This is a genomic window from Streptomyces sp. NPDC005266 (genome assembly GCF_040607655.1).
In the GTDB taxonomy this organism is placed as follows: domain Bacteria; phylum Actinomycetota; class Actinomycetes; order Streptomycetales; family Streptomycetaceae; genus Streptomyces.
In genome coordinates this window covers 17,964-30,674 of record NZ_JBEXHC010000034.1, presented here as the reverse complement: position 1 = coordinate 30,674, position 12,711 = coordinate 17,964, and the positions used below count along the sequence as shown (strand labels likewise).

The 12,711-nt window shown below is 67.3% G+C and carries 7 protein-coding genes; 4 read left to right on the top strand and 3 right to left on the bottom strand.

Features of this window, described 5'->3' with window-relative positions:
• Window positions 1-60 precede the first annotated feature (60 nt).
• From ABZU99_RS33915 to ABZU99_RS33900, 4 genes are read left to right on the top strand one after another with little or no spacing between them, the layout of a single operon-like run.
• Window positions 61-1,677, top strand: coding sequence for an NERD domain-containing protein (locus ABZU99_RS33915; RefSeq protein ID WP_356048078.1), 1,617 nt, complete (start codon window positions 61-63; stop codon window positions 1,675-1,677).
• Window positions 1,674-4,832 carry a helicase-related protein gene (locus tag ABZU99_RS33910; protein WP_356048080.1) on the top strand — a complete coding sequence of 1,053 codons (3,159 nt, stop codon included), beginning with the start codon at window positions 1,674-1,676 and terminating at the stop codon, window positions 4,830-4,832. Before ABZU99_RS33915 ends, ABZU99_RS33910 begins: the two co-directional genes overlap by 4 nt.
• 5 nt (window positions 4,833-4,837) lie before the next feature.
• Window positions 4,838-6,736, top strand: coding sequence for a DUF1998 domain-containing protein (locus tag ABZU99_RS33905; RefSeq protein WP_356048082.1), 1,899 nt, complete (start codon window positions 4,838-4,840; stop codon window positions 6,734-6,736).
• Window positions 6,733-7,827: a hypothetical protein gene (locus tag ABZU99_RS33900; protein WP_356048084.1), complete on the top strand. Its 1,095-nt coding sequence runs from the start codon at window positions 6,733-6,735 to the stop codon at window positions 7,825-7,827. The genes ABZU99_RS33905 and ABZU99_RS33900 overlap by 4 nt, the downstream gene beginning before the upstream one ends.
• Before the next feature lie 94 nt (window positions 7,828-7,921).
• Here ABZU99_RS33900 and ABZU99_RS33895 read toward each other — a convergent pair whose 3' ends face one another.
• The 3 genes from ABZU99_RS33895 to trmB form a co-directional block, all read right to left on the bottom strand.
• A complete protein-coding gene (locus ABZU99_RS33895) occupies window positions 7,922-9,487 on the bottom strand; it encodes an Ig-like domain-containing protein (RefSeq protein WP_356048086.1) in 1,566 nt (521 codons plus the stop codon).
• Window positions 9,488-9,622: 135 nt separating this feature from the next.
• Entirely contained in the window at window positions 9,623-11,101 is a 1,479-nt protein-coding gene (locus tag ABZU99_RS33890; protein WP_356048097.1) for a PrsW family glutamic-type intramembrane protease, read from the bottom strand.
• A 271-nt stretch (window positions 11,102-11,372) separates the two neighbouring features.
• A complete protein-coding gene (gene trmB / locus ABZU99_RS33885; protein WP_356048099.1) occupies window positions 11,373-12,170 on the bottom strand; it encodes a tRNA (guanosine(46)-N7)-methyltransferase TrmB in 798 nt (265 codons plus the stop codon).
• Window positions 12,171-12,711 lie beyond the last annotated feature (541 nt).

Here is a 12,711-nt window from a genome sequence, read left to right as displayed (position 1 = left end):
CCAAGGGGTTCCGCCGCTCGATACTTTGAGAACGTATTGGCTTGACCATGGGGAGAGTTGATGCGGATCATTCCGAGCGAGATCTCGAGCAACACCAGGAGCCGGGCCGAGCGCAGCGTGTTCGCGGCGCTCAAGGCGATTCCCGATGACCAGAGCGTCGCGCTGCACACGGTTCATCTGCCACGGCACCACAAGAAACGTGTCGGCGAGATCGACTTCGTCGTGATCATGCCCGACCTCCTGCTCTTCATCGAGGTCAAGGGCGGTCGGGTCCACCAGCGCGACGGCAAGTGGTACTACGGTCCGCCCGGTCGCGAGGACGGCCCGAAGGAGAGCCCCTTTGCGCAGGCCAGCGGGGGCATGCACGAGTTCGAGCGGGAAATCGGCGCTCTGGTCGGCAACCTGAGGGACGACGGTGTCCCCAGCGGATACCTGGTGATCACCCCGGACGTCGACCTTCAACGTACGACGGAGTTCGAATTCCAACAGTATCTCGGCGCCACCGCGTACGACGGCGGACGCGGTCTGGCACAGGGCATCGAACGAGCCACTCGTTTCTGGCTGTCACGGAACAGGTGGGCCCGCACCCCCGTCCCTGCCTCCCAGCGCAAGAAGATGCTCGAGGCCATCCGACCGGACTTCGACCTCGTACCCAATCTGCAGTCCAAGCTGACGCATCTCGACGTTGCCTTCGAACGTCTCACCAACGAACAGCTCGACAGGCTCGACGAGCTGGAATCCAATCCACGCCTCATCTGGACCGGTGGCGCGGGCACCGGAAAGACGTTCCTCGCCGCCGAGGCGGCCCGTCGCAAGTCCGCCCACGGCAGCGTCCTGTTCACCTGCGCGAGCATCACGCTGGCGACCCACATGGGTCGCATCCTCACCGACGACGCGATCACCGTCCTGCCCTTCGACCGCCTCGACGAGGTCAAGGGACGTGGCTTCGACCACCTGATCGTGGACGAGACGCAGGACCTGATGACGGTGGAGAGTCTCGACATCCTGGAGGCTCTGGTCCCGGGTGGTCTCGCGGAGGGCCGGTGGATCTTCATGCTGGACCAGAACAATCAGGTGCTGAACCCGGACGCCTACGATCCCGATGCCTGGGAGTATGTGCGTTCGCTGGGTCTCGTGTACGGGCCCATGAAACGCAACTGCCGCAACACCGTGCAGATCGTCAAGCAGGTGCGCTCCTACACGGGTGCCGACCTGGGTGTCGCCTCCGCGGGTGAGGGGGAGCCGGTCCGCTTCGCCGACGTGCACGACGCTGAGGGGGAGGCGGCCCTCCTCGACGACTATGTGAACGAACTCGTGGGCGAGGGTGTCTCACTGCGGGACATCACGCTGCTCTCCGCCTCCGGGGATTGGGAAACGAGCTCGGTCCGTCTGTCCCAGCGAGCCTCCAAAGTCGAGCGATTCACCGATGTGGTCGGGACCGACCGCACGAAACATCGCCTCACCTGGTCGTCCGTCTCCGACTTCAAAGGCCACGAAAACCATGTCGTCTGTCTGATCGACCTCGAACCCGAGCACCTCGACGGCCGCCTCGACGCGCTCTACGTCGCCTGCACCAGGGCCCGCGCCCAGCTCTGGGTCGCCCTCCGCCCGGGCACCCGATCGATACTGACGGACCTGGGCGTCGCGGTACTGACACGGGAGGGACGTCTCAAGTGAACGAATCGCAAGCACAGCTCTCCGAGCACCGCGACGGCTTCGTGGCGTATCTCCGCCGGCAGTTGGTTGGCCCTGCCGACGCCGAGGACGAGACCCTGATCGACCCGCCCGACCGGCGCTACCTGATGGGCACCTTGTATCCGCGTGGAGCCTCCCTGCTGGAGCACTCGCAGGACGACGGCGAGCAGAACTTCAACGAATCGGAGGCCGGAAACGGCGAGGAGGACAGCTTCGCCGACGACCCTGTCGCTGAGGCGAACGCATGGCTTCCGTCTTCCCTCGGCTTCTCGTTCTTCACCAATGCCCGGCACATCGAGGTGACGTGTGAAGCGTCTCGCTATGTGACACATCGCGAAGGCGGTCGGCGCAGCTGGCGACGACAGCCACGACTCTCCACAACGGAGACCGTCGCCGTGGAACAGACGACCCCCGTCCCCGTTTTGGAGGGGCATGGTCGTCTCCATGTCCGTTGGCGCCCTTTTGCGGCCGGACATCTCGTCACGTGCGTACTGGCCAACGCGCACGCCGAGGAGGAGAGCACTTACAAGGACCGTGACCTGATGCTCTTCCAGGCGGAACTTCGGGCCACGACCCTCGGCGGGAAGGTGCTCGAGTATCCGAGCACCCGTCTTAACAGCCGTGACGAAGAGGAGCAGGAGCTTCGCGTCCAGTATCGGAACATCGTGACCAGGGCCATAGGGCACGGATGTGCCGTCGAGTGGGACACGGGTTCCGACCCGGTCACCACCGTGCGAGCGGAGGTCATGCCTCAGCAGGTGGTCGAGCACATCAAACCCGATGGCCCGAAGGACCTGCCGGTGCTCAACCTCGCGCACCTATCCCGAACCGATCTCGCGGTCGAAGACCTCCGGGACGGGCTGCAAACCTTCGTCCTGGGCTATCGTACGTGGTTCGACGCCCAGCGGTCGCAGGCGGAGGACTTGCAGCCATGGGCTGCTGCCCCCGCTAAACGAATCCTTCAACGCATCGAGACCGCGCTCGATCGCATGGAGTCGGGAGTGGTTGCCCTCACCGCATCGACCCCCTCGGGGGACAAGGCACGCGAAGCCTTCCGTCTGGCCAACCGTGCCATGGCACTCCAGATGCTCCACAGCCGCCCGGAACTGGCCGGCAGCCGTCGCCGCAGGAACAGCGACGTACTCGAGCTGACCGAGCCCGACGGCGACTACGCGTGGCACCCGTTCCAGCTCGCCTACTTCCTGCTCGTGGTCGAGGGCCTGATGAACCCGGAACACGAGGACCGTAGGACGGTTGACCTGATCTGGTTCCCCACGGGTGGAGGCAAGACGGAGGCATATCTCCTCACGGCCTGCTTCGAGATCCTCTGGCGTCGGCTGCAGTTCGGCGCCGCCGGGGGCGGAACCGCCGTTCTGAGCCGATACACGTTGAGTCTGCTCACCACACAGCAGTTCCAGCGCACGGCAACAGCCATCTGTGCCCTTGAATACATCAGGAAGGGACACGACGGACCGCTTCTCCGTGATCTGGGGCAGGAGCCCATCTCTGTCGGACTGTGGGTGGGCAGGGACACGACACCAAACAAGATCTCCGTCGCGCAGGAGGAGCTCGGTGTCCTGAAACAGATGAACCAACCTGATGATCGCTTCCTGCTGGAACGTTGTCCTTGGTGCGGCACGGAAATCGTCCCGGAACGGCAGGGACAGGGCCGGGACTTCGGTATCCGGGCGGACGGTGTCACCACCTCGTTCTTCTGCCCGCGCGACGCCTGCGTCTTCCACGAGCACCTCCCGGTGTCCGTCGTGGACGAGCAGATCTACAGAGAACCTCCTACGTTCGTGCTCGGCACCGTGGACAAGTTCGCCCGCCTGGCATGGGAGCGGGAGGCCGGGAACCTCTTCGGCCGGGACGGCAAGCGCGCCCCCTCACTGGTGATTCAAGACGAGTTGCACCTGCTGGCGGGCCCTCTGGGAACAACGGTCGGTCTGTACGAATCGGCCATCCTCGAGCTGTGCGCCTGGGGCGGCACCGTACCGAAGGTGATTGCGTCGACAGCGACGATCCGACGCTCGCAGGACCAGATCCGCAGCCTCTACGGTCGCCCGGCGCAGCTCTTCCCCCCAGCGGGGATCGAAGCCCAGAGCTCCTACTTCGCCTCGCCCGACAAGAACAAGCCGGGGCGTCTGTACGTGGGCGTCATGGCACAGGGACACACCGCCTCGACCTCGACGGTTCACGTGGGCGCCGCCGCGTTGCAGGCCCCGAAGGAGATCTGTGACGACGACACCCTTCGCGACGCGTACTGGACCACGGTCGCCTATCACAACAGCCTGCGGGAACTAGGACGAACCGTCACGATCGCGAGGGACGACATCCCCGCGCGTCTCGAGCATCTGACGAGGGATGACACTCGACGGCGCAAACTGGACGACGACTCGGTGGTGGAGCTCACGAGCAACATCCCGCGGGCCGCTCAGCCACAACTCCTCGAGCGCCTGGGTAAGAGGTTCAAGGAACGCGGCAGTGTCTCCTTCCTCGCCACGACCAACATGCTCTCCGTGGGCGTCGACGTTCCGCGGCTCGGCCTCATGCTCATGAACGGGCAGCCCAAGACGACCTCGGAGTACATCCAGGCCACGAGCCGCGTCGGCCGTCGTCATGTACCGGGTCTGATCGTGACGCTCTTCCGCTCGACCAAACCACGGGACCGGTCCCACTACGAGTCGTTCGGTGTTTACCACCGCTCGCTCTATCGACACGTCGAGCCGACCAGCGTCACGCCGTGGTCCTTGCCTTCTCGTAACCGAGCCCTGCACGCCGTACTCACCATCCTGGTGCGACACGGACTCGGTCTGGACGCGGAGAACAAGGCCGGGGACATCCTCGATCACACAACCGAAGTAGCCCGGATCCGTGACCTTGTCGTGGATCACGTGCGGCGGGCCGATCCGGGCGAGGCCGATGCGGCGGCCACACAATTGGACACGCTCATCGGAGAATGGTGGCAGCAAGCCGAGATCGCGCGTGGCGATGGCAGCCGTCTCTACTACCAGCCCCAGGGGCGGTCGTACGAATCACTCCTCACCGACTTCGGCAAGCAAGGCGGCCTGTGGCAGACGGCTCAGTCGATGCGCAACGTCGACCGCGAGTGCCTCGTCGCCGTGAAAGGAGCGTGAGAGCAGTGAGGGATGTTCGGCGCAAGGTCCGCAGGGCACAGACCATCGTCCCTTTCGGTGTCGGCGGGATCCTCGATCTTCGAGGCGAATCGTTCGTAGCCGCCGATGTCCGAAGCTGGGCGCGCTACGCCGAGCCAGTTGAATCACCACGGCTCGCGAAAAAGTTGGGGGTTGAGGGCTTCCGCTCAGCCCCCGTCATCCCCTCCGGGAAGGCTGCCTTCGCGACTCGTATCGGGCCTTCTTACGTACGATTCCCCAAGTGGCTGTTCTGCCCTCAATGCAGGGAAATGAAGTTCTGGCGCCTGGATCGTGAACGTGAGCTACGGGACAAGCAACCGACTTGCGAGCGTTGCGCAGGAAAGCCCCAACTTGCCCCGATGCGCTTCATCCAGGTGTGCAAGGCAGGCCATATGGCCGACATCGACTGGCGGCGATGGGCTCACTCCAGGGGCGAAGGGCATGCCCAGCGTCAATGCCAGGTTCGCCGGATTCGATTCGTCGCCACTCCCCAATCCTCCGGACTGGAGGCCTTGCGCGTCGTCTGTGCCGTCTGCAAGGCCGGACGCAACTTGGCCGGAATCAGCCAGAAGAGCATCCTCAAGCAGATGGGCCTGGCCTGCCCCGGAACTCACCCCTGGCAATCAGAGACCGATGAGGCAGAATCCTGCGAGGAAACACCGCAAGCGGTGCAGCGCGGCGCCTCAAACGTGTACTTCCCCATCACACACTCGGCCCTCGACATCCCTGCGCCGACGGGTTTGCCCGAGGACGACGAGTTGAGCCAGCGAGTCGTCAATCACCATCTATGGCCTAGCTTCATCAGTGAGGATGGCAGCCCGATTGCCGATTCCTATAGAGGGGTGATCGCCCACCAGTGCGGGGTATCCCAGGAATTTGTGGAATCCGTGCGGCGCCGCCATGCCGCCGAGGCCGCGTCGACGCCGTCTGCAGCCGATGCGGACGATGACCTCAGTATCGCCGAATGGGCAGCCTTCTCCGCCCCGGAATCCGTCACCGATTCGAAAACGTTCACCGTGCACCGGACGCGCCTCGGGGTCGATCACAACGCCCCTCGATCCATGCAGGAGCTGGCTGCGGATATCGCTGCGGTCGTCGTCGCGGACCGAGTACGCGAGGTGCGTGCGCTGGAAGGGTTCACGCGGTACGAGCCGAACTCCGGCGACGGCGAGGAGGGCGAGGGCGGACGCGTCGTCTCGGTCAACACGCAGGCCCGAGCTCTTTGGCTGCCTGCCATAGAGACCTACGGTGAAGGAATTTTCATCGCCGTCGACGAGGAACGTATGAGCGCCTGGGAGAGGATTCCATCAGTACGCGACTGGACACGACGCATCGAGGGCAACCTGAGTGCCTCGTTCAAGGCCGACCGCCTGAGGGCAAAGTCGGGTCCAGAACTCCTTCCACGCTTCGTCATGCTGCACACCCTGGCCCATCAATTCATCCGCCAACTATCCTATGACAGCGGATACAACGCAGCCTCGCTACGCGAACGCGTCTACGCTCGCAGCCACGCCCCGGGGAGCGAACATCCACCCCAAGCCGGCGTGTTCATCTACACGGCCGCCGGGGACGCGGAAGGAACGCTGGGGGGGCTCGTCCGCCAAGGGCAACCACCGAACCTCGCCGAGACCCTGATCCGACTACTCGAATCGGCTCAGTGGTGCTCGCAGGACCCTCTGTGCGCCGACTCGACCGGTCGGTCTCTGGCCAACCTCAACCGTGCCGCCTGCCATGCGTGCACGCTCCTGCCCGAAACCTGCTGTGAGATCGACAACTCCCTACTGGACAGGACACTGTTGATCGGTGACGGTGAGGTCCCGGGATTCTTTCGGGGAGTCGTCCAGGCCGCGCTCGAGGAATCGGCCGGAGCCATCGACCTGCCATGAAGATTCCTTCCCTCCTGGACCTCGCGACCGAGCAGCAGGCCGTCGTCGACCTTCCGTTCCGCGGAAGCCACGTCATCACCGGGGCGCCCGGCACCGGCAAGACCGTGATGGCCGTCTACCGCGCCTGGGCACTGGCGACCGCCGGTCGCGAGGTCGCCCTCTTCACGCGCGCCAATCTGCTGCATCAGTACCTCGCTCAATTGGCTCCGGACCTTACGGAAGCGGTCAACGTCACCACCTATCATCTGTGGATCAGGGATTGCTGGCGCCGGCTTTTCCGGACCGATCCTCCACAGATCGATGAGGATGGTTGGATCTACGACTGGATCGAGATGCAGCGGGACTGTATTCAGCATCGGGTCGGTTCGACCGCGCATCTGGTGATCGACGAGGGCCAGAAGCTGCCCGTCGGCTTCTATCAGTTGTGCCAAATCCTTGGCGTGGGCGTCACCGTATGCGCCGACGAGAACCAGCGGATCGGCGGTGACCAAAGCACCCTGTCCGAAATATGCCAGTCCATCGCCACTCAGGCTGATCCACTCGTGCTGCGCGAGAACCGCCGGAACACTCGGGAGATCGCGAGGCTGGCATCCGAGTTCCGCGAGGAGGCCGGGGACAGTATGGTTTTACCGACACGTGTCGGCCGCACACCCACGGTTTTAAAGGTTTCCTCGCTGAAACATCTTCTGGCCGGTGTTTCCCAGTACTTCAACGCGCATCGGGAACAAAGCATCGGAATCATCTGCAGGTCGAGCCATACGGTGCGGGATGTGCAGAGCGAACTCACACGCCTCGGGCTTGCGAAGCACACCCAGGCCTATGCGTACGACGATCGATACCGGAACACCATCGACTTCTCTGCGCGGCCGATCCAAATCCTGAGCACGGCCAGCATGAAGGGCTTGGAGTTCGACAGCGTCTTCGTGCCGGACCTGGACGCCTACACAGAGGACCCGACCGGCGTGGACGCGCGTCTTCGCTTTTTGGTGCTGTGTACTCGCGCCCGCGAGGATCTTCACTTCGCTCACTGCGGTCCCCAAGAGCCCGCGATTCTGTCGGGCATCCCGGAATCCTTGTTGGTTCGACAATAGGGCCGTTCCGCTTTGTCCGCCACTAACGGGTGGCTCTACGCACATGCGGGCACCGCACGCCTACCGGCGCGGGTGCCCGCATCGTCATAGAGGCTCAGCGCAGGGCGCTGAGCTTTTGCCAGGCCCCGTACGAGAGGTTCCAGTCGCCGAAGCCGTTGCCGGTGGAGACCGTGGCGCGGGTGGAGCCGGTGACCTCTACGACGTCGCCTCGGGTGGCGCGGTGGTAGAACCACTGGCCGTCGGCGGAGGACATGCCGACGCAGCCGTGGCTCATGTTGACGCGGCCGAAGTAGCCGCGGCCCTCGTTCCAGGGGGCGGCGTGGGCGTAGGTGCCGGAGGTGGTGAGGTGGACGGCCCAGGGGACGTCCTTGCTGTAGGGGTCGGCTATGCCCACGGATTCGCTGGTCATGTGGACCATGGGGGCCTTGTCGAGGACGACCATGGTGCCGTTCCAGGTGGGGTAGGAGGGCTGGCCGGCGGAGATGGGGATGGTCTTCTGCTTCTGGCCGTCCTCGTAGACGGTCATCGTGTGCTGCTGGAGGTCGACCTTGGAGACGCGGGCCGTGCCGATGGTGAAGGTGGAGGAGACATCGCGGCGCAGGTAGCGGGAGTCGCCGGTGTTCACTCCGCTGAGGCGGGCGCGGAGGGTGACCTTGGTGCCCTTGTGCCAGTAGGTCTTGGGGCGCCAGTCGGCGCGCTCGGTGCCGGTGAGGGGGTCCTTGACCCAGCCCCAGGAGCCTTCGGTCCTGGGGGAGGTGGAGACGGAGAGCTGGCGCTCGACCGCTGCCTTGTCGGTGACCGGGTGGTCGAAGGCCAGGGAGACCGGCTGGCCGACGCCGACGACCGACTTGCTGGAGGGGGTGACGGTGACGCCGTTGACCTGCTGGGCGGCGCGGGTGCGGAAGGTGGAGTGCTGAGTGGCGGTCTTACCGGCGGCGTTGGTGGCGGTGGCCTCGACGGCGTAGGTCGTGCCCGGGGTCATGGGCCGGGTGGAGTGCCAGCTGCTCTTGGCCTTGGAGAGCGAGCCGGTCACGGTGACGGCATGGGTGCCCGCGCCGTCGGGGGTGATGCGGACCTTGGTGAGGGTGCCATGGGCGGCGGTCACCTTGACCGTGGCGTCGGGGGCTACGGCGGCCGCGTCACCGTTCGGGGTGACGGTGATCCGGGCGGGCTTGGCATCCACCGATGCGGTGTCCGATGCCGACTGGCAGCCGGCGAGCAGGGCCACGGCCAGGGATGGCACGGCCAGGATGCTGAGAGAGCGTACGGAGCGCACAGGAAACCTCTTGCTGAAGTCGTCGGAGTCATGGGAGCCGTCGGGCGAGCGGCGCGTCGGCAACACCGCTTCGCCTCCTCGGCGTTCTGCTGATACGGCGTGGGTGTAGCGGTCCGTGGAACGGCGCAGCAATCGGTCAGGGGCGAGGCCCGGGAGATCGGCGGGCGGGCCGTGCCGGACGTGGGCCCGTACGCGGTTACGGGCATGGCGCCAGGAGCTGACGGCGAGGCGTTGGGCGACGGTGTGGGCCCATGGGGTCGGATCGTCGGCGGCGGTCAGGCGGTCTCGGCGCTGCCACGCCCGGGCGTACGCCTCCCGCGCGGCGTCCTCAGCCTCGGCTTCGGCCTTGGCGAGATCGCCGGGTGCGGCACGGACCGCGGCCACGAGCCGCTTCGCCGCAGCTGTGCAGAACTGGTCGAAACCGGACGGTTCCGATGCTGTTGATCGTGCTGACATGTATCCCCCGCGCCCCCGCGCTCCCCGCTTCTACTAAGGAACACGCTCAAAAGGCGCGGAAGGTTACAGGTGACTTTGCGGCCCCGCGGGCCCGTACGGCACGGGCGGGGTCTGATGCTCGGTGGGGGCGTACGACGGAGGGGTGCCCGGCGGTGCGTACGAGGGCGGGGTCCCGTAGGCCGGGGGCGCCCCATACGGCGGCTGTGGCCCCGGCCGAGCGCCGTACGGCGGCTGCGCCCCGTACCCGTACCCGTACCCGTACCCGCCGCCGTACGTCGCCTGACCCGACGGCCAGAACGGCGGGGGCACCGTGCCCGGGACCGGCCGGAGGACCGGGCGGGGGCGCGGGATGGGGACGGAGAGGGCCGCGTGGGCCAGGGCGGGTTGGGCGATCTCGCGCCGTTCCCACAGGCGGTCCAGCAGCTCCCTCTCCTTGGCGGCGAAGTCCGGCCCCGCCGTGCCGCGGTGCGCGCGCCGCCGCAGGAAGGCGAGCGAGGTCGCGAAGGCCGTGTACTCGCCGACCGTACGGGCCGCGGCGGCACCCTGGGTGCGGCGCGCGAGATCGCGGGCGATCCCGCGGGCGCGCATGGACGACAGGGCGATCGGCTCGGGTGGGGTGAGCCAGCCGGCGGCCTGGTAGACGGAGAGCTGGATCCGTACGGTGCGCAGTTCGTTCTTGCGGGACCAGATCGTCAGCCAGGTCAGCAGCCCGAAGAGCGGAACCATGAACAGGGCGTACACGGCGAGGAAGCCGTACCCGCCGAGGGTCGCCGAGCCGTTCCAGACGCCGTGCAGGACCATCGCGGTCAGCAGCGCCGCGATCGGTACGAGGACGCGGCGGAAGCGCTGGTGGCGTGCCGCCGCGGCGGCTATGCCGAAGCCGACGCCGGTCATGGAGGTGAAGAGGGGGTGCGCGAAGGGGGACATCACGCCGCGGATGAAGAACGTCGCGGCGGTGGTGGACCGGATGCCGGAGTAGCCGAAGGTCTGGTCGCTGACGAAGGCCGAGCCGAGGTAGAGGATGTTCTCGGTGAAGGCGAAACCGGTGGCCGTGATTCCGGCGACGACGACACCGTCCACGATGCCGTTGAAGTCGCGCCGCCGGTAGAGAAACAGCAGTAGTACGGCGGCTGCCTTGGCGCTCTCCTCCACGAACGGCGCGACGAAGGTGGCCCCCCAGGCGTCGGCGTCCGCCTGACCGGAGGGGGACGAGGAGTCGACGGTGGTCATGAGCCACTCGGTCGCGAAGCCGTTGGCGATCAGCGCGACCAGCGTCGCGGCACAGGCACCCCAGGCGAAGGCGAAGAGGAGGTTCCGCCAGGGTTTCGGCTCGACGCGGTCCATCCAGCGGAACGCCGCGACGATCAGCGGCAGGGGCAGCACCGCGAGGCCGAGCCCCACCAGGAAGCCCTTGGTGCCGGTCTGCTCGCGCACCAGCGCCAGAATGATCAGGCCGGAGAGCGAGAGCAGGCTGATGAGCGCGGTGGCGCGCAGCGCCTTGTTGCCCCACAGGCGGCTGAGGCGGCCGTGCCTGCCCCACAGCGCCTGGGACGGCGGAGCCGGCCAGCCCGCCGGCGCGGACGCGGTGTCGAACCACGGCTGCCGGCCGTACGGCGCCTCGTGCGAAGCCTCGTAGGGCGCCTCGTGCGAAGCGTCGTAGGGCGCCTCGTGCGAAGCGTCGTACGGCGTGCCGGACGGCGGTATCGCCGGTGGCTCGGGCGGCTGCTGAGGGGGCGGGGACTGGTGCACTCAACCGACCCTAACGAAAGGGGGAGTGGGGGACTGAGGGATTATGCCCATCCCCTAGGGGTCGTTATGTGTCCTTGCGACGGAAGATCAGGTCATGGACGACATGCCCCTTGTCCAGGCCCTGGCTCTCGAACTTGGTGAGCGGGCGGAAGTCCGGCCGCGGGGTGTAACCGCCGTCGGCCTGGGTGTTCTCGAAGGCCGGGCAGGCGGTCAGGACCTCGAGCATCTGCTCCGCGTACGGCTCCCAGTCGGTCGCGCAGTGCACCAGCGCGCCGGGCTTCAGCCGGGTGGCGGCCAGCTCGACGAACTCGGGCTGGAGGAGCCGGCGCTTGTGGTGCCGCTTTTTGGGCCACGGGTCGGGGAAGAACACGCGCAGCCCGGCGAGGGCGGCGGGCGCCAGCATCTCGCGCAGCAGGATGATCGCGTCGCCGTTCGCGACCCGGATGTTCGTCAGGCCCTCCCGCTCCGCGAGCGCGAGCAGGTTGCCCTGGCCGGGGGTGTGGACATCAGCCGCGAGGATGCCGGTGCCGGGGTCGGCGGCCGCCATCTGCGCGGTGGCCTCCCCCATGCCGAAGCCGATCTCCAGCACGACGGGGAGATCGGGTCGCGGCCCGGCCTCGGTGGCGAACAGCTCGCCGAGGTCGATGCGGCGCAGCCCGTCGATGTCCAGGCCCCACTGCGGCCACAGTCGGCGCAGCGCCTCGCCCTGGCCGGGGGTGACCCGACCGCGGCGCGGGCGGAAGGAGCGGATCCGGCGCTCGTGGTGCGAGCCCGCGGGGTCGGCGGCGGGGCCGCCGGGGAACATCGGCTCGCTGCGGTCACGGGACGCGGGCAGGGTGCGGGTGCGCTCCGCGCCGGGCAGCGTGCCGGTGCCGGTGCGCTCCGCGCGGGAATCGGGGGCGGTGGGGTTCTCGGACACAGTGCTTCGATTCTACGGGCGGGCCGGGCTCCCACGGCGGGGCCGTCGGTGGGGCCGATGGCCGGGGAGCGGGGGCCGACGCGGTGACGGCCCGGGCGGCCGCCACCGTCGGCGGGCGAACGCGGCCGGTTGCGGTCGGCGGGGCCGTGGAGGTGCGCGCAAGGTCCGGCGCCGTGAGCGCGCGCCCGGGGCGCGGAGTCCTGGCCATCCTCGGCTCTGCCTGTCCGGTCGCGGGGTCGGCTCTGCTTGTCCGGTCGCCGGGTCGGTCCTGCCTGTCCGGTCGCGGGGTCGGTGCTGCTTGTCCGGTCGCGGGGTCGGTGCTGCCTGTCCGGCCGGGAGGTCGGCTCTGCTTGTCCGGTCGCCGGGTCGGTGCTGCTTGTCCGGTCGCGGGGTCGGTGCTGCTTGTCCGGTCGCGGGGGTCGGTGCTGCTTGTCCGGTCGCGGGGGTCGGTGCTGCTTGTCCGGTCGCGGGGGTCGGTGCTGCT

Bases quoted from the DNA above. Each gene is read 5' to 3' on its own strand.
- ABZU99_RS33915 (WP_356048078.1), top strand. From the start codon at position 61: ATGCGGATCATTCCGAGCGAGATCTCGAGCAACACCAGGAGCCGGGCC.
- ABZU99_RS33900 (WP_356048084.1), top strand. From the start codon at position 6,733: ATGAAGATTCCTTCCCTCCTGGACCTCGCGACCGAGCAGCAGGCCGTC.